Below are 17,252 nucleotides of genomic sequence, written 5' to 3'. Positions count from 1 at the left end.
AACTTGATTTAATCGCAATGGTTCTAGAACAATGGTACGACTGCACCTTTGTATTCTTTCTCCATATACTTCTTTACTGCGTCACTCTTTAGTGCTTTGATCAGAGCCTTGATAGAGTCTTTGTCTTCATTGCCTTTCTTCACTGCAACGACATTTCCGTAGGTCTTTGCTCCGCCCACAGACTCTTCGTCTTCCACTGCCAAGGCATCCTTATTTACTGTCATACCGGCCTGTAAAGCATAGTTTCCGTTGATGACTGCAAAATCCACATCCTTTAAAGAACGCGGCAGCTGTGCTGCTTCCAGTTCTTTGATCTCAATATTTTTCGGATTTTTCACAATATCTTTTTTGGTTGCCGTAAGGGCTGCTCCGTCTTTGAGCTTGATCAGACCCTGTGCTTCCAAAAGTAATAATGCTCTTGCCTCATTTGTAGTATCATTAGGAACTGCGATCACTGCACCCTTTTTCACATCTTTCAGTGATTTTGCTTTCCCCGGGAAAATACCGAACGGTTCATAGTGGATCATTCCGGCGGAAACCAAATCCAGCTTGTGTTCCTTTGCAAAATTCTTCAGATAGGTGATGTGCTGGAAGTAGTTGGCGTCAAGATCTCCTGATCCCAATGCGTTATTCGGCTGTACATAGTCTGAATACTCTTTGATCTCCAGCTTGTAGCCGTCCTTTTCCAGTTCCTTTGCTGCAACCTTCAAGATGTCTGCGTGTGGTGATGGACTCGCACCGACTACGATTGTCTTGTCCTCTTTTTTGGAGCTGCCGCACCCGGCCAGCACTCCAAAACAGACAACTGCAGACAGCGCAACTGCTATTAATTTTTTCATTGCTGCTCTCCTTACTTTAAAATAATATATAGCTTCTGTAATTGTACCCTTTAATAGGCAGATTGTAAAGACTCCCTAAACATTTCAAATGCCGATGGAATGGCATATTCCTCTTCTAAATCCTTCTTGCTGACCCATGTAAGTTCCTCTGACTCCACCGGTTCTTTCAGAGAAACCAAAACTCCTCTCATCTGCCATTCAATGTGGCTGAAAATATGTTTCCCCTCATGCGTAAATTCATAAGCACAGTCAGTCATGCCCCAGCCGTCCAATGTTTCTTTCACCAGATCCTGACTGCACTTCCCGAGTATATTGGGAAATTCCCACAGTCCCGCCAAAAGACCTTTCTCTTCTCTTTTATGAAGAGCTACCATGCCGTCCGTCTCGATGACGAACACGGTCCTCTTTTCTATCTTCCGTTTCTTTTTCGGCTTCTTCACCGGCAGCTTGTCGATCAGATCCTCTCTGTATGCGGTACAAACTGTGTCCCATGGACAGTCACAACATTTCGGCTCTCCGTTAGGCACACAGACAATGGCCCCCAGTTCGATCAGCGCCTGATTAAAATCTCCGGCCCTTTGATCCGGCATGATCTCCATGACTTTCTCTGCCATCTCTTTTTTCGTTTTTTCTTTCAGGATATCGGAATCATCTCCCAGCAGCCTTGCCATAACACGCAGCACATTTCCGTCAACGGCCGGAACTCTGATGTCATAAGCGATAGAGGCGATGGCTCCCGCCGTGTACATACCGATCCCTTTTAACGAAAGCAGTTTATCATAGTCATCCGGAAGTTTTCCATCATACTGTTTTACGATGGTTTGAGCCGCGGTTTTTAAGTTTCTGGCCCGGTTATAATAGCCCAGCCCCTCCCACAGTTTCATAAGTTTTTCTTCATCCACTTCTGCCAGATCCTTTACCTCCGGCAGTTCCTCCATAAAGTGGTCAAAATAGGGCTTCACTGCCTCCACTCTGGTCTGCTGGAGCATGATCTCAGAAACCCAGATGCGGTATGGATTCTTGTCCGCCCGCCAGGGCAGGATTCTTGCATTATGGTCATACCAGAAAAGCAGTGCTTCTCCGATTTCTTTTGTCAATTCCATTACAAAGTCCCTTCTATCAATAAAATGGTCAGCAATCCTGACGTTTTATTATATCAGGGAACCAGGCAGATTTCTACCTTGAGATTTATGGAAAGGTTTCAAAACATTAAATTGTATTAAATGAAATTTTATATCTTATTTTCGATTATCCGCATAATTATTATATTTTCAAACATTTTACCGTATAGAAAAACACTTATCCCAAGTGATGTATCAACAATTCTATTTATAGCAAATGCTAGGGGACTTGTATCGGTATTGTGAGTTACTGTAACACACAAAAATACGACACACATTAAAAAAGTTCCTTTCTGTTGCTTTAAGACCACTGATAAATAGATAATTGGTATAAGGGTAATAGACAAAATTAATTCCCTTATAATTTCGGAACTTATAGGTCTGAACATTCTTTCTACTATCAAAAAGCACATTCCCTCTATTCCTCCGATAATTGTAGCGATTTCTCGATTTTGGCTACAATAAGGCTACTTTCCATATCTGATTGCATACATAATATTGAAGCAATGACAGCATAAAATGAAACACTATCCCCCTTAAACCGTCTATCACAAAACACAGGAATACAGAAATTACTGTTTTGATAGCTCTTAATCCAATCATAATATTTTACTTTTCATATATTCCTTTTAGAATTGCTTCATCTAGTATGTGTCCTTCCATACTTTCATACAGCTCATTGAGAAAGAAACCGTTCTTCAAATCAAGGATTTTATCTAACGCATAAATATGCAACTCATATGTATGTGACTTATCAGGTGGTGTCATACCACCATAACAACTTGATAACTCTATTGATTGTTGATTTCCCTGTACACTTATCCAACTATTTGCACCTTGAATAAAGTCAACTGCCGTTTGACTTTCATTTTCTTTCAATTCATGCCTTGTCAAATTTGCACCAATCCAATGTACCCAGATAAAGCCTGTAACTGGATATGCGTCTTTATCTAGTAAAATAAAAGCAAATGAAACCGTTTCTTTTGGTTCATCTTCAATTTTAAATGGTAATGAGTAAGTAGGAACATTATTTTGGTTAAATTGTGTTCCATATCTGCCATGCTCTTTTTTAATAAAACCGTTATCAATACCACTGCTTGAAATAATCATTTGTATACCTCCCATTATGTTTATGATTTTCAATGGTAATGATAGCAAGAGTTTAAAGAAACGTTAATTACCCACTTTTTTGTGGGTGGTTAATCGGGAATGATATTTTTACTTTTTAATTCTTCCTCTTTTCCTGTTTCTTTTAAATACTCTATTCCAATGTGTTGCATAATGATCGGGCTTTTTTTACTGTGCTGAGATAATCAAGAGGAAGAAAGGAATAGAATGGCAGAATGTTTACAGCCATGTGGAAGTCAAAGAAGCTGTGAAGTATATGGGTAATGAGACAAAGGCTACGCAGGTATCACAGTTTGAGGTTGTGTTACATAAGGATAGTAACTGGAAGATTGTAGGATAGATTTTTAACAGCGTGCATTTTTTGTAAGTCTGCACGCTGTCCCCTGCTATTTATTCATCTTTTATCCTAATACCTTGATTATAATCTCCTTTGTGGATAATAACAAAGGAGGAATTTATTATGGCGAAATACGCATATATCCGAGTTTCAAGCAAAGACCAGAATATCGCAAGGCAGGTGGAAGCCATGCAGGAAATTGGACTGACAAAGAAGCAGATGTATATTGATAAACAATCAGGAAAGGATTTTATACGCAAGAATTATCAAAGGCTGGTGAGGAAACTGAAAGCAGGCGACGAGCTTTATATTAAGTCCATAGACCGTCTGGGACGTGATTATGATGAAATACTGGAGCAATGGCGTTATCTAACAAGAGTAAAAGACATTGAACTGATTGTATTGGATTTCCCTCTGCTTGATACCAGAAATCAAGTGAATGGCGTTACAGGAAAATTCATAGCAGATTTGGTATTGCAGATACTTTCCTATGTCGCCCAGATAGAAAGAGAGAATACGAAGCAAAGGCAAGCGGAAGGAATACGTATCGCAAAGGAAAAAGGCGTACAATTTGGACGACCAAAGCATGATTTCCCAGAGCAATTTGAAGAAATTTATCAACTGTGGGAAACTGGGGAAATCAGTATGCGTGAGGGTGGACGACGACTAAACACTCATCACACTACGTTTGCGAGGTGGATAGCCCGTTACCAACAACAAAAGGCATAAAAAGTAGACTTTCTCTGCCACTTCTAAACTTTGTTTTTTTGTACTGATTTAAGTTTAAAACCGCTATTTTTATCCAAAATTATCCTATACTAAATGATAACACACACGGCACAAAAAGTCTGCTTTTTGTGCCGTGTGTACTTCTAACCATTCAATCCATTTATCCTGATGTGAATATCATAAATCTACATTGAGGGGAGGGGGAAAACGAGATAACGGCAAAACGAAGATTTTTCATAATGAGAAATCGGGAGAGCGAACCAGAGAAACAATGGCTCATGGAGATGTAGGATTTGCCCTGTCTGGTTCAAGACCTCCACAAATATGAAAAATAAAAAAGGAGATAAATAAGATGAAGCTAAAAAAATTAAAAAGCATACTTGCCTGTGTGCTTGTCTTATGTATGTTATTTGGTGTACAGTCTAATCTTGCTTTCGCACAGGAAAATGATGATACCATAGCGCAGGAAAATGTAGCTGACTCTACGACAGATAATACGACTGGTGCAACAACGGACGATACCAAAAATACAGACACAACGGGCGAAGATGATGTGAACACAAAAACAGAGAGCGGTTCTGAAATAATGAACCGTAGTATTGCGGAAACTGAACCAGAAGCAGAGATTACACCACAGTCCAATGATACTATACGCGGAAATTGTGGACCATATTCTATAAATGGATATACGAATACTGTGACGTGGAGACTTGACTCATCTACTTCAAGCGAAAACATGTATACTCTTATTATTTCTGGTTCTGGTCCTATGGGAGATGCGTATACTGGATATCCTAATAATATCAACAGCGGTGCACCAGAGTGGGATGCCTATTCTAACCAAATTGAAAAAGTTGTAATTGAAAGTGGAGTTACCTCTGTAGGAGCGAAGTCTTTCAAAAACTATAAAAATCTGAAACTAGTAAGTTTGCCTTCTTCACTTCTTAGGATAGGTAAGGATTCTTTTTATGGCTCTGCTATTGCTTCAATTAATCTTCCTGAAAATTTAGAAACTATTGAAGAACAAGCTTTTTATAATAGTTCTTTGTCAGGAAGTCTTTCTGTTCCGAGTAGGGTTACTTCGATTCCCACCTATGCCTTTGGCAAAACAAATATTGAGGAGGTAGTTTTCAAGGGAGCTATTACTGAAATCGGGACTTCAGCATTTCAGGAGTGTAAGTCGTTAAAAGAAATACAGTTGCCAAATACGATAACAACGATAGGAGCTCAGGCTTTTATGAACTGCAGCGACCTTACAAAGATTGCGCTTCCTGATAATTCAAACTTTATAAAAATAAACAAAGATACATTTAAAAACTGTTCGAAACTGTCTTCTCTTTTTATTCCTGATTCTGTTATTCAAATTGAGAACTCAGCATTTGAAGGATGTTCAAGTTTAGAAAAAGTGATACTGCCCAATCAACTCACTACACTCGGTTCTAAAGCGTTTTACGGAGCTTCTTCACTGGTAGCTGCCTACATCCCGTCGTCAGTAAAGAATATTCCTCAAGGAATAAATGCCAATAATCAGATATTTAAAGGAATGTCGTCGAACAGCATGATTTATTTGGGCAATAAATCTTTAATTGCATTAATGCTACAGAATTCTAGTAATTTAGCTTCGACATCAAATGGCTTTGATACAACTAAAACTGCTCTTGCGGTTACCAATGGCGGTACTTTTGCTGACGATACAGTATTTGAACAAGGAAAGCTGGCCGTCCCTTCTAAATCGGGTAGCATCTTTAAGGGCTGGTACACCAAAGACGGCACAAACAACGATTGGGGCGATAAAGTTACCATGCCAACAACAGGCGAAACCTACTACGCCAAGTGGATCGAACTGAAAACGGATGATGTTTCCATGGAGTATGGCTCTACTAAGGCGCTTCCGACCATTGCTGATGTCACTCTTTCCAACTGGGAATCCGGCGATAGAACCATTGTCTCTATTGAGGGTAAAAAGCTAAAGGCAAATAAGGTTGGTAAAACTACCATCACTGCCACTGCTACAGATGACCATGGCAGTACTGGAACCCTAACGGTCAATATAGAAGTAACTCCTATGAGAATTATCTATGGTTCACCAGATGAAACAGAAGACGGTCGACCATATATTGTATATTCATTAAATGAAGATGGGACAGCACCTAAGATTAGTGATATTTTAGGATTCTATCCAGTAAAAGAGAAAGATGGAGAATCTGGTACTTATGAAGCAGATACTTCTAAGTCAAAGATTACACTTAAACCTGGTATGGGAGCAGACGGCGATGTGGAATATACCTATGTAAATGATGTTAGTGATAACCAAATTACTACTGATACTTTACCAACTCATCCAACTATTGATGAAAAGGGGAATCCTCATAGTATTCGTGTAAAAATGAAACTAAAGAATCCAAACTATCGTTTCACTACTGTTGGTACGAATTGGAAACCAGAAGATACAATTATATTATATGTCACTTGTTATGAAAAGGGTATGGTTGAGGTAGATATGTATCTTGAGGGAGATGAGAACCCATTAGACACCTTTGATGAGCGTCAAGAGTATGAATATGCTGGTGAAGGCATTGTTCCTACTACGAGAGATTTAACTACCTTATATACCAAGGGTGAAACCACTACTAACACGATCACACAATTTACTGCTCATTTTCATGCAGTTGAGGAGGGAACAGCCTTTAGTGGTACACACTTAACTAAAGTTAAAAATACGGAACTGACTACAGATGCTTTAAAAGCAATTGCTCCAAAAGAATTAGGTGTCTACTCATTCGTTGTGAATGGATATAATAACTATACAAAGACTTATTGTTATGTATCACGTCGTTATAGAATTATTAAGGGTAGTCCAAAAGGATGTCCTACATTTAATTTCATTGAAAGTGGAAAGACGTTGTCAGATGTTCAACTCAGTGGAACAATGAAAAATAAGATTGGAAAAACAGTCACTGGAACATTTACGTGGGAAAATGGAAATCAAACGGTACAGGCTGGAACTGCCTATAAATGGACATTTACACCAGATGATAACGATCATTATGAGGTTGTTAATGGGGAAAGTATAGTATGCCCGATTCATCAGGTAATCTTTGATACAAATGGCGGTTCTAAAGTAAACGAAACAAATGCTGAATACAACAAGGAAATTAGTGAACCTGAAACAACTCGAGAAGGTTATCGCTTTGTTGGGTGGTATACGAATAAAGAATGTACAAAGGTATTTGATTTTAAGACACCGATTACGCAAGATATTACTTTATATGCAAAATGGAATGGCATTCCTACCATCAAAGCAAATGATGTAGTTTTAACCATTGGTGATAAATTCGACGCAAAGGCGAACGTTACGGCTACAGACAAAGAGGACGGAGATATTACAAAGAGCATTGAGGTTATCAGCAATAACGTAGATACTTCAAAAGCTGGAACATACAAAGTAATTTACAAGGCAACAGATAGTCAGGGAGCTTCCGTCACAAAGGCAATTACTGTTACCATCAAGGAAAAAGAAACACAAAAGCCAGCAACGGACACCGACAAGAAGCCAACTGGCACTGATACAGATAAGAAACCAGCAAATACGGATAAGCTGACAGCATCTGACAACCCTAAGACTGGCGATACCGCCAATATAACGGCATGGCTTGCGCTGATGATAGTTTCTCTTGGTCTGCTTGCTGGCTCATTTGCGGTAAGGAAATCACGTAAAAGCTGATAACCGTTGTGGGAGGGCTTTAATCGGCTCGTACAGACTATATGTTTTGTACGAGCTTTTTCAGTATGACGGACATGCCCGTATTCTATAGTGAAAGTCCATTGCAGTAAAATCAGTATGCAGGTTGATATTATCGTCATATCAAGGCTCATTGAATCGTGGTAAATCCGTGGTAAAATGAGTGATTTTTAAATCATAAAACTACTTAAATATATAGTATCTATAAGGATATTAAAAATAGCAATCTGCGTGGCTCACATAGACTGGATCATAGAATCCAATCAGGATTTATATCGTCTGCTTTAGCCCTTTATATTCCATATCCGATTGCCACACAAAACACCCACACATTTTCTGCACCTGCCGCTTTCAAAGCTCTCGTACAGCTTTCCGCAGTGGCCCCTGTGGTATAAATATCATCTACCAAGAGGATTCTCTTTCCTTTCACCTCATCCGAAGCCCAGAAACTGTGTTCCATAGATACCAGACGCTCCCTTGGATTTAACGACTTCAGAGGCTTTGTATATTTGGTTCTAAACAGCACGCAGTCACTGACCGGTACATGGAGCATTTCTCCAATGCCTTCTGCAAACAGCATCGCCTGGTTAAATCCCCGCTGTCTCTTTTTTCTCTTGTGGAGCGGAACAGGCAGTATCAGATCAATTCCCAAATCTTTCAGCTGCTTTAATTTCCTCTTTTTTATTTCCATAATATAAAAGTCTGCATACTCCTTATGATTTTGATATTTGATCGCCGCAAGGGAATCCCTCACTTCATCATTGTATACGCACAGTGCCATCCCTTTTTGAAATGTCTTCGGATGCTTTCTGCAGTCACTGCAGTATTCCGTTTCGTCTTTTTCAAGCGGTTTTCCACAGCAAAAACAGGCCGGCTCCTGCACAAAGACGACTCTCTGACAGCATTTTGGACAAATAAGACTTTGCTGGTTTTTTAAGATATGTTGACAGATCGGGCAGCGCCTCGGAAATAAGCAAGACAGGAATAAAGATAACATAAAAAATCCTTTCCGAAAGCAGGACGATTCCTTATATATGGATCATACCGCAAATCTTATAAAAAAACAATTCCTTGCATGCTCAAAAAAGTCCCGTATCTTTTCAGGATACGGAACTTTTCTGAGGATTTATTCATGATGGTATTATATTTGATTCTTAGATTTCTTTTTTCGCCTTTACAAGCGCCTGAAGCATTTCTTCAATCTTTCCTTTTCTGCTAGGAGCATTCAGGATTCCGCTTGTTCCGCCGCTTCCGTGAGCTCCACCCACTACGACTCTGTATACGTCATCCCCTGTGCTGACTCCGGCAGCCTGAATGATCTTGATATCAGGATTTACTGACTTCACTGCTTCATTTGTAGCTTCTATGTATGCGTCATCACTTGTGCTTCCTGTTCCGATCAGGCTGGTAGGTTCACAGATCATAACATCAGGTCCAAGCTCTGCAACCGCCCTTGTCTGTTCCACTGAATCTGAGCACACAATCGTGATCATATCCAGTTCATTTGCACGTTTGATGGTCTTATCCAGGTCACACATAGAAAGCGGATGCTCTGCGTGGTTTAAGATCACACCGTCCACTCCGGCTGCTTTCAGCGCATCCGGAAGGATGAATCCCATTCCTCTTCCCGGAACTAATCCGTCCATATGCTGTGTTGTAACGATCAGGTTCTTCGTCTCCTGTGCGATCTGTTTTAAGTCCACATGCTGTCCTGTAAAAATAATATCAATGTCATATTCCTCAGCAAGCTGGTCACAGACTTTTGCAAGCTCTAAGGATTCTTCTCCATAAATATATGCTTTCGGATTGACAATTAAAAATGGTACTCTCAATTCTTTCTTCATGCTCATGCCATCCCTTCTTATTCACCCATTACAATGATCTTGCATTTTCTTGTGCGGGCACGTGTGCGGTCAAAGTCTACAAAGTAAACATATCCGGTGGAACCGACGCCTAATTTTCCGTCTTCTACGTCAAATACCTGGCTGGAGCCGAGCATAGTAGCCTTTAGATGAGCATCACAGTTCCAGAGGGCTTTTCTGTCCCCGTCCGGAAGATATTCTGCAGCGTTCGGCCATGCCTCCACGGCCTCATAATGTTTTTCTCCCGGATAAATGTAGAGCTCTTTAGAATCCTGGTTCGGAATAATCTTTTCAAGTACATTGTTTAAGTCTTCCTGAAGGAACTCATCTCCTGCCTCATTGTAATCGTGTACAAATTCTTCAAAGAAAACCGAACAGGTTGTATGAGGTGAGATGACGGTGCAGGTTCCGCTCTTGATCCCGCTGTTTTTGATTGCTTCCTTTACCTGAGGGGTGATATCCAGGTAAGTCGGTGTCGTGCCATGAGAGTCTAGGCTGATTTGTTCTTTATATACGGTCATAATTGATTTTCCTCCTTACAGCTTGGAAATTAAGCTTCCCTTGTTTCAAATACTGCATAGTAGTGTTCCAGACATTTCTGCATTCCCTGTTTTGACAATGCCTTTACATCCAGATACGTTTCCGGTTTATTATTGTCAATCTCCTCTTTTGCCGCCACTAACAGGTCAGAGAAGATATTGATTTTCGTAATTCCATTTGTTGCACAGCGGTTTAAGTTTTCATCTCCTGAAGAAGATCCTCCGTGAAGGACAAGCGGAGTGTCAACAGCCGCGGCGATTTCTTTCAGTCTGTCAAAATTAATTTCCGGAATGCCTTTATACATTCCATGTGCTGTACCGATGGAGATTGCAAGTGAATCCACGCCTGTCTCCTCGGCAAACTTCTTTGCCTTTTCTACCGTTGTATACTGAGAATCTGATGTCTCATGGTTCTCATAGTTTTCACCGGCTCCTACATGACCAATCTCTGCTTCAACTACCACTCCTTTTGGATGTGCATAGTCAATGATTTCCTTAGTTTTTCTTACATTTTCTTCAAAAGTATCCTGTGAAGCGTCAATCATGACAGATGAAAATCCAAGATCGATTGCCTTTTTGATCACTTCCGGTGTAGTTCCGTGATCAAGATGAAGTACAACCGGTACTTTTGCTTCCTCGGCATATTTCTTTCCTACCAAAGCAGCGTCTTCTAATGTAATGTTTTCTCCGATATGTGCCTCAGCCAGTGCAAGGATCAGCGGGAGATTATGTCTTTCGGCTGTTTCCACATGCCAGCGGAGAGACTCAAGATCAATAAAGTTTGGTGCAGGGATCGCGAATTTCCCTTCCTGCGCTTTTTTAAACAGTTCCTTTGAAGTTACAAGCATCTTCTCTTTCCTCCTTAATTGAGAATGTCTCAAAGGTCAGGTCCGTCAAACGAACACAGACCTCCGGGACATCTTCTTTCTGTTCCTAGCTGTTAAACTATAAAACGTTTCTTCCGTACATTGCGTCCTGCTCTTTTCTCAGCTGGTAGATCAGCGTAGACTTATCTAATTCCACATCATCGTATGTCAAAAGTTCACCCTTCTTCACATCTCTCTTCATCACTGCCTTGTTTGTCACAAGTCCAAACGGTACGTATCCCTTCGCATCAGATTCTTTTGCTTCCGCGATAGATCCGTGTGTTGTGAATCCTCCGATTCCGTCGATAGTCTGGCCTGCTTTCAGGTCGATCTTCGCTCTTGTGATACACTCAGATACAAGCCCGTCGATCGGCACACAGGTAACCTCTCCGTCGATGACTGCTTTCGCTACCGTAAGCGGTGTCTCTAAGTTACATAAGTGGTATGGACGGTATAAGGTCCAGAGCGGTCCGGGTCCCATGCTATGGTATGCCATCTGGTACGCGATCTCTTCGTTTGGTGTAGAAACCGTTACGAAGACTCCAGGTGCTACTCCGTTTACATATTCAACAACCCCATGTTTGTTTAAGATTCCGCCGTCTTTCTTAAGCTTTAAGATATCATTTAATTCTTTGATACCTTCTGTTCCAGGAGCAGTCTGTGGTCCGTGTCCTCCGATCACATCCGGCACTAATCCTGTGTAGTTGGACATTGCGGTCATCTCTACCATAGTCTTTGTTCCGTCTTTGAATGCGCACAGCATCTTCGGGCTCATGACCCTTCTGGTTGCTTCTTCTAATACAGTGTCTGGGTTGCAGTCGTAGTCAAGCTTGTTGTTCTTTCCTTTACCCATGACTTCTACATTCATTCCCATTGCCTTTGCGAAGCTGTAAAGTTCCATGACAGCTCCCGGCTCATCTCCTGCGGATCCTGTATAGATAACCCCTTCTTTTTCTGCCATCTTCTTTAAGTAAGGTCCGATGACTACGTCAGTCTCAACGTTCAGCATAACCACATGCTTTTTGTTCTTCATTGCGTCAGTTGCGACTTTTGCACCTACATCCGGCACTCCAGTTGCGTCGATGGCACACTCTACTAAGTTCGCCTGGGATACGAAGTTTGCATCTTCACAAGCTACATATTTCCCTGCTTCCATAGCTGCGTTTGCATCAGCAAGAGTTTTTGCCACTGCAATATCATCATCTTTTACACCTGCATATTTGAATGCATTGACTGCGTTTTCTACTTTAATGTCGGAAACGATGGCCGGCATCATACCGTTCATTAAGACCATCTGGGTTACCATTCCGCGTCCCATCTGGCCGGCACCTACGATACCAGTCTTGATGATCTTTCCTTCTTCCTGTCTCTTGATTAGTTTTTTGTCCATGTTTAACATAACATCAATCTCCTTAAATTCTATGTATGATTGTTAGATTGTTACCTGATTTCAATAGTACCGCCGGCTTTCAAGTCCTCCGGCAGCAATGCATTGCCTTCCAGCATAATGCATCCCGGGCGTTCTGCCTCGGTTCCGCCCTTAAAGCTTAATGTACAATGTCCAAGTTCCTTTAAGGTATGCGGCGCTTCACTGCCCACAGCGCTGATCTTAAAATCTTTGCCGCAGATCGTCATGGTATCTCCTGCCGCAGGTTCTTCTGTAAGTTCCGCCTTTGTATGTAAAACTGACAGTTCAGCAAGTTCCGGCGGAGCATCTTCATTAAAGATAATGATAAAGTTCATATCGGCATCCGAGAGAAACGCTAATGCGTCCGGCCCTAAGCCTGTGATGGTTGACTGATATTTCATATGTTCGTCTCTACCCTCCATTTTTGGTTCTATATTTCTTAATACATTCCAATACTGAATGCAAATGCGATCAATACGGCCAAAGGTCCGGTTACGATCCTTGAGAACAGCACAGCTGGAACACCCATTTCAATGGTCTCCGGCTCTGATTCTCCAAGACTCAGTCCAACCGGCACGAAGTCGGCACCTACCTGCGCATCGATAGCAAACAATGCCGGCAGTGCATACTGCGGCGGGATGTTTCCAAGAGCAAACTGTGCTCCCAAAAGAGTTCCGACTACCTGTGCGATAACGGCTCCAGGCCCCAAAATCGGGGATAAGAACGGCAGGGCACACACGAAAGAGATACCAAGCATTCCAGGCAGGGTACTGCACAGTGGGGAGATCGTCTTTGCGATGACATTTCCAAGTCCGCTGGCACTGATGATACCCAGAAGGGTACTTGTAAATGCCATGAATGGCAGCACGTTTTTGATGATCATCTCGATGGTCTCACGGCCGGCCTGGAAAAACTTGCTGACTACGTTTCCAACGCCTTTTCCGATCTTCACGATGATTCCTTCTTTCTTGCCGCTGTTTGCAGCTGCGATCTCTTCTTTCGCCTGGTCTTTGGATTTCGGCCCGTTATCTGCGGCTGCCGGTTTGGCTGTCTCTGTAACACCTTTATAGTCAGATTCCACGATACATTTTTCTGTCACTGCGGATACGTAGATCTCCGGTGTGATAAACTGTGCAAGCGGTCCTGCCTGCCCTACCGGCATCAGGTTGACGGTAAAGATACCTTTCTTTGGGTAAACGCCGCATCTTGCGGTTCCTCCGCAGTCTACTACCGCTACCAGCACTTCTTCGTCCGGCGCTGTTGTCTTAAATCCGTCTAACGCTTCTCCGCCAGTCATGTCTGCAATTTTCTGTGCCACCGGATGAATCCCTCCGCCGGTTACACTTAAAATCTTATGGCATTTTTCAGTTGCAGTAATTGTCAGGGGGCCTCCCCAACCGCCGTCTCCGGCTTTAATCGTAATTGTTTTATACATACTCTTTCCTCCTCCCACAGATTATTTGTTTGCTTTTCCAGTCATTCTGAAGTAAATCTGTTCCGTCAGCAATCCGCGGATCAGAATGACGATCACACCGACGATAAAGTATCTCACGGCAAGTCCTCCAATGGACAGACCGAGCTTCGTGATACCGGCTGAGATACCGGTGTATACGAACAGTTCGCCGGGGTTTGCATGTGGGAAAAGTCCGGTAACCGGGTGTACAAAACTTACACAGGAGTCATAATAAGCAGGTTTATATTTTTCTTCTACGAAACGTCCGAAGGTATAGCACATCGGGTTTCCCAAGAACAGCACCGCGATGATCGGAAGCAGTGTATAGCGAAGTACTGCAAATCTGGTCAGCTTCTGTGCGAAGCGTTCCACCCTCTCCTCTCCGATCAGCTTGATCACTGAGTTAACGGCTGTCATCAGGCAGACAACCAGCGGGATGATTCCTGTCACCCATCCCATAAATGTGGTACCGCCCTCCTGGAATAGCTTAATAAATCCGTTGGCAGCGTTAGATATGATTTCCATATTTTCTCCTCCTTCTTAATTGAGATATATCAATTTCTCCTATATATATAAAATATTGTCAGACAAAATTTCCAAAAAAGAAAAACCAATCTAAAACATGCTTTTGGGCCCTCAAAACAAGTTCAGTCAGTCTTCTTTTTGCAATCTTGTCAGTCTATATATATATTCCAAAGTAATACTAAAGGGTCGTTCCCTGAAGCCGCATATCCAGAGCCTCCAGTGCCCGGATATATCCTTTGTAATATTTTCTTCTTTTCTTATCCATTCCCCGGAATACATCCAGGTGCTCATAAATACTCGTCCCTACCATCTCCTTATCGAGAATTTTGGAAATGGGCTTAAACTTCGTGAGAAAACTTAGTCCCTCCATGATTTCTCCGCCTGTGATGATCCCACTGCTGTCGCACGCGATCATTACAATATTCCCCGAGAGAAATCTTCCCTTCTTCTGGCCGATCCCGACGTTTCCAAGCTGATGAACTCTCCTCACCGCTCTGCGGTAATCCTTCACCTGAAAATATCCTCCGACAGCCTGAACAACAAACAATACAAAGATAACTAATAAAAACACCGAAATTCCCTGCATCTTTAAATGTACCCCTTTCTCATAACAGCTTCTCAGCACATTCGTTATTTGTGATCAGCATATTGACATATCCTCCGCGTATGGCTCCCTTTACGGCTTCGGCCCGGTTGGCTCCGCCTGCGATGGCAATACGGTTTCTGATCTTTTTGATCATAGGAAATGTCATTCCTGCAACTCTCTCATTAAACTGCTGAAACGGTTCCGCATTCCCTTCTTTGTCAAAGAACTGAAGGGCAATGTCCCCTGCAACTCCCTGCTTAACATACTGATCCATCTCCTCCTTGGTCAGATAACCCGCCTGAATGAGAGTGGAGCCTCCGCTTTCCGGGATACCCACTCCCATGACAATAGTGTCCAGCTTCTTGAAGTCTTCAAAGATATAGTTCACAGATTTCTCTTTCAAAAAGTACTCCATGACCTTCCGTTCAGAAAAAACCGCAGGTGTAAGGAACTGGGTGTAAGTCCCGCCGAATTTCTTTGCAAATTCCTTTGCGATCTGGTTGGCCTGCACGTCTACTTTGGAAACGGTTCCCTGGCTTACTCCACCGAGGATCGGGACAAACATATAGTGATTCTCCTTAGAAAATGCACGGTTGGTGCGGGCTACGTTGTGCAGGGTGAATCCCATAGAAACACCTATGTAATCCCCGTCCTTAAAATACTGTGAAAGAAACAGTGCCGCCTTCTCATACAGCCTGGAAATCGAATCTGTCTTTGTGTCCAGCGGGCTGCTTTCCACTACCACAACTTCCTTTAAACCATATTTCCGTTCCAATGCCTTTTCCAGCTTGCCATACGAAAACTGTACCGGATTGATGACTTCGACTCTTACGATCCCGCTTTCCTTGCCTTTCTGAAGCATTCTTGAAACCGTTGCTCTGGAAATCCCAAGGTAATCGCTGATATCCTGCTGCTTCATATCATCTTCATAATATAAGCTGCAGCATTTGTAAATCAATCTCCAATCATCCACTATCTTTTTCATATGTTTTCTCCTGTTTGTATTAATGTCCATCCCATGATGCCATAGATTGTATTAATTATCATGCAATAACTCTATCAAAATCTTAAATCTTTATCAATGCAATTTCGTTGAACAAATGTCGAAGTAGACTTTTTTGAAACATAAGCTTTTACATTTGTTCTAAAAAATCGTTAAAAAAATGACAGATATAATTGTACAGTATTTTATACAAATAATTCAAGTGATTGTATACAGCCTCTGGTAACTATGTTAATTTTTTAACCTTTTTTCGATCTTTTTTTGTTTAATTCTCCTGACTTTTTCACTTGCCAAGTCTAGGAATTTCTCTATTCAGAAAATGCTTCCATTCTTAAAAACAAAAAAACCGGTGAGCAAATCCCGGTTTTTTTCATCATTGATCCGTATGTTCAGTTACAGATGTTTTCTAAATTAATATCTCAGGATATTTTTTTGTAACAATTTTAAATACCTCATCCGCCACGTCAAAAGTATACCGTCTCCACCAGTTTTCCGCACATTCGATCATAATCGGAGATACAAGAAAGTTTCAGTCCTATGCAGGCAATATTCGGGCAGTCACCGTAGATCATCTGTACCGCTTCAATCATGCTGCGCCCGATACTGTTATTTGTAATAACTTTCACTGACGAGGAATCCATATCCATTTAAATTGACCTTTAGCTCTGCAAACACTTCTCCAATATGTTCTCTGTCTGCCTGATACAGATTACAGGCTGTCTGTTTCATGTCTTTTCTCCACTCACTTCTGGCACTGGTAATGTATTGAATATTATTAGACTTATTTTTAGAAATGTATTCTATCAATGCTACAATCACAGCAGATGACAATAAAACATCGAGAATCCCCATTGTCCGCTACCTCCCCTATATCTTTTGCTGTCTTCCTAATATATCCATTTCATTATACATCATATCGACACATGAACAAAGTGGGCAAGCCCACTTCAACTCCCCAACCCCTCAATCTTTGAGGGGCCTGACAACTTTGCGTGCCAGATGCAATTTGCCGCAGGCAAATAATTTCCTTACGCATCTGTGCACAAACCGCGGAGCGTTTTTATTTCATAGGGAAGGTCGTAGAACTTTCCTATGAAGATTAGGGTGTCAAAAG

General features: G+C 41.7%; 17 protein-coding genes and 1 pseudogene. 3 read left to right on the top strand and 15 right to left on the bottom strand.

Translation table 11 applies throughout. The annotated features are described in order from the left end of the window. Positions 1-23: 23 nt before the first annotated feature. The 3 genes from QGT46_RS12095 to QGT46_RS12085 all read right to left on the bottom strand — a co-directional run bounded on the left by QGT46_RS12095 (position 24) and on the right by QGT46_RS12085 (position 3,070). Complete coding sequence (locus QGT46_RS12095) at positions 24-839, bottom strand: MetQ/NlpA family ABC transporter substrate-binding protein (RefSeq protein WP_148459907.1); 816 nt, start codon at positions 837-839, stop codon at positions 24-26. A 50-nt stretch (positions 840-889) separates the two neighbouring features. Continuing rightward, positions 890-1,942 carry an A/G-specific adenine glycosylase gene (gene mutY / locus QGT46_RS12090; protein WP_148459906.1) on the bottom strand — a complete coding sequence of 351 codons (1,053 nt, stop codon included), beginning with the start codon at positions 1,940-1,942 and terminating at the stop codon, positions 890-892. A 627-nt stretch (positions 1,943-2,569) separates the two neighbouring features. Beyond that, positions 2,570-3,070 (bottom strand): YbhB/YbcL family Raf kinase inhibitor-like protein, encoded by a 501-nt coding sequence (locus QGT46_RS12085; RefSeq protein ID WP_148459905.1) that lies wholly within the window; start codon positions 3,068-3,070, stop codon positions 2,570-2,572. A 244-nt stretch (positions 3,071-3,314) separates the two neighbouring features. On the opposite strand from QGT46_RS12085, the pseudogene QGT46_RS12080 reads away from it, so the two are divergent. From QGT46_RS12080 to QGT46_RS12070, 3 genes and pseudogenes are all read left to right on the top strand, one after another. Continuing rightward, positions 3,315-3,428 (top strand): annotated as a pseudogene (locus QGT46_RS12080) (conjugal transfer protein); the annotation flags it as partial. Between the two features lie 120 nt (positions 3,429-3,548). Then, positions 3,549-4,154: a recombinase family protein gene (locus tag QGT46_RS12075; RefSeq protein ID WP_024729220.1), complete on the top strand. Its 606-nt coding sequence runs from the start codon at positions 3,549-3,551 to the stop codon at positions 4,152-4,154. A 352-nt stretch (positions 4,155-4,506) separates the two neighbouring features. Further along, positions 4,507-7,878, top strand: coding sequence for a leucine-rich repeat protein (locus tag QGT46_RS12070; protein WP_301591009.1), 3,372 nt, complete (start codon positions 4,507-4,509; stop codon positions 7,876-7,878). Between the two features lie 310 nt (positions 7,879-8,188). Here QGT46_RS12070 and QGT46_RS12065 read toward each other — a convergent pair whose 3' ends face one another. From QGT46_RS12065 to QGT46_RS12010, 12 genes are all read right to left on the bottom strand, one after another. Continuing rightward, positions 8,189-8,893 (bottom strand): ComF family protein, encoded by a 705-nt coding sequence (locus tag QGT46_RS12065; RefSeq protein ID WP_148459904.1) that lies wholly within the window; start codon positions 8,891-8,893, stop codon positions 8,189-8,191. A 157-nt stretch (positions 8,894-9,050) separates the two neighbouring features. After that, a complete protein-coding gene (locus QGT46_RS12060) occupies positions 9,051-9,740 on the bottom strand; it encodes a triose-phosphate isomerase (protein ID WP_024729217.1) in 690 nt (229 codons plus the stop codon). Positions 9,741-9,757: 17 nt separating this feature from the next. Further along, positions 9,758-10,279: a YjbQ family protein gene (locus tag QGT46_RS12055; RefSeq protein ID WP_148459903.1), complete on the bottom strand. Its 522-nt coding sequence runs from the start codon at positions 10,277-10,279 to the stop codon at positions 9,758-9,760. Positions 10,280-10,308: 29 nt separating this feature from the next. After that, positions 10,309-11,145 carry a class II fructose-bisphosphate aldolase gene (locus QGT46_RS12050; RefSeq protein WP_148459902.1) on the bottom strand — a complete coding sequence of 279 codons (837 nt, stop codon included), beginning with the start codon at positions 11,143-11,145 and terminating at the stop codon, positions 10,309-10,311. Positions 11,146-11,242: 97 nt separating this feature from the next. After that, complete coding sequence (locus QGT46_RS12045; protein WP_148459901.1) at positions 11,243-12,562, bottom strand: NAD(P)H-dependent oxidoreductase; 1,320 nt, start codon at positions 12,560-12,562, stop codon at positions 11,243-11,245. A 41-nt stretch (positions 12,563-12,603) separates the two neighbouring features. Next, on the bottom strand, positions 12,604-12,972 hold the full coding sequence (locus QGT46_RS12040; protein WP_024729213.1) for a PTS glucitol/sorbitol transporter subunit IIA: 369 nt from the start codon (positions 12,970-12,972) through the stop codon (positions 12,604-12,606). 38 nt (positions 12,973-13,010) lie between these two features. Next, entirely contained in the window at positions 13,011-14,006 is a 996-nt protein-coding gene (srlE, locus tag QGT46_RS12035) for a PTS glucitol/sorbitol transporter subunit IIB (protein WP_148459900.1), read from the bottom strand. Positions 14,007-14,027: 21 nt separating this feature from the next. Further along, positions 14,028-14,549, bottom strand: a complete 522-nt coding sequence (srlA, locus tag QGT46_RS12030) for a PTS glucitol/sorbitol transporter subunit IIC (protein WP_024729205.1) — start codon at positions 14,547-14,549, stop codon at positions 14,028-14,030. Between the two features lie 178 nt (positions 14,550-14,727). After that, positions 14,728-15,120 (bottom strand): transcriptional regulator GutM, encoded by a 393-nt coding sequence (locus QGT46_RS12025; RefSeq protein ID WP_301591002.1) that lies wholly within the window; start codon positions 15,118-15,120, stop codon positions 14,728-14,730. 34 nt (positions 15,121-15,154) lie between these two features. Then, on the bottom strand, positions 15,155-16,120 hold the full coding sequence (locus QGT46_RS12020; protein ID WP_024729203.1) for a sugar-binding transcriptional regulator: 966 nt from the start codon (positions 16,118-16,120) through the stop codon (positions 15,155-15,157). A gap of 482 nt (positions 16,121-16,602) precedes the next feature. After that, positions 16,603-16,764, bottom strand: coding sequence for a hypothetical protein (locus tag QGT46_RS12015; protein ID WP_301590999.1), 162 nt, complete (start codon positions 16,762-16,764; stop codon positions 16,603-16,605). Beyond that, complete coding sequence (locus QGT46_RS12010) at positions 16,745-16,990, bottom strand: hypothetical protein (RefSeq protein WP_270432986.1); 246 nt, start codon at positions 16,988-16,990, stop codon at positions 16,745-16,747. Before QGT46_RS12010 ends, QGT46_RS12015 begins: the two co-directional genes overlap by 20 nt. Positions 16,991-17,252: the final 262 nt, after the last annotated feature.

Source organism: Anaerostipes faecis, assembly GCF_910574135.1.
Lineage (GTDB): Bacteria > Bacillota > Clostridia > Lachnospirales > Lachnospiraceae > Anaerostipes > Anaerostipes hominis.
This window is presented reverse-complemented; position numbering and strand designations above follow the sequence as displayed.

Bases quoted from the DNA above. Each gene is read 5' to 3' on its own strand.
- QGT46_RS12010 (WP_270432986.1), bottom strand. From the start codon at position 16,990: ATGGGGATTCTCGATGTTTTATTGTCATCTGCTGTGATTGTAGCATTG.
- srlA (WP_024729205.1), bottom strand. From the start codon at position 14,549: ATGGAAATCATATCTAACGCTGCCAACGGATTTATTAAGCTATTCCAG.
- QGT46_RS12060 (WP_024729217.1), bottom strand. From the start codon at position 9,740: ATGAAGAAAGAATTGAGAGTACCATTTTTAATTGTCAATCCGAAAGCA.
- QGT46_RS12085 (WP_148459905.1), bottom strand. From the start codon at position 3,070: ATGATTATTTCAAGCAGTGGTATTGATAACGGTTTTATTAAAAAAGAG.
- QGT46_RS12045 (WP_148459901.1), bottom strand. From the start codon at position 12,562: ATGTTAAACATGGACAAAAAACTAATCAAGAGACAGGAAGAAGGAAAG.
- mutY (WP_148459906.1), bottom strand. From the start codon at position 1,942: ATGGAATTGACAAAAGAAATCGGAGAAGCACTGCTTTTCTGGTATGAC.
- QGT46_RS12070 (WP_301591009.1), top strand. From the start codon at position 4,507: ATGAAGCTAAAAAAATTAAAAAGCATACTTGCCTGTGTGCTTGTCTTA.
- srlE (WP_148459900.1), bottom strand. From the start codon at position 14,006: ATGTATAAAACAATTACGATTAAAGCCGGAGACGGCGGTTGGGGAGGC.
- QGT46_RS12020 (WP_024729203.1), bottom strand. From the start codon at position 16,120: ATGAAAAAGATAGTGGATGATTGGAGATTGATTTACAAATGCTGCAGC.
- QGT46_RS12095 (WP_148459907.1), bottom strand. From the start codon at position 839: ATGAAAAAATTAATAGCAGTTGCGCTGTCTGCAGTTGTCTGTTTTGGA.
- QGT46_RS12065 (WP_148459904.1), bottom strand. From the start codon at position 8,893: ATGTTATCTTTATTCCTGTCTTGCTTATTTCCGAGGCGCTGCCCGATC.
- QGT46_RS12040 (WP_024729213.1), bottom strand. From the start codon at position 12,972: ATGAAATATCAGTCAACCATCACAGGCTTAGGGCCGGACGCATTAGCG.
- QGT46_RS12055 (WP_148459903.1), bottom strand. From the start codon at position 10,279: ATGACCGTATATAAAGAACAAATCAGCCTAGACTCTCATGGCACGACA.
- QGT46_RS12050 (WP_148459902.1), bottom strand. From the start codon at position 11,145: ATGCTTGTAACTTCAAAGGAACTGTTTAAAAAAGCGCAGGAAGGGAAA.
- QGT46_RS12075 (WP_024729220.1), top strand. From the start codon at position 3,549: ATGGCGAAATACGCATATATCCGAGTTTCAAGCAAAGACCAGAATATC.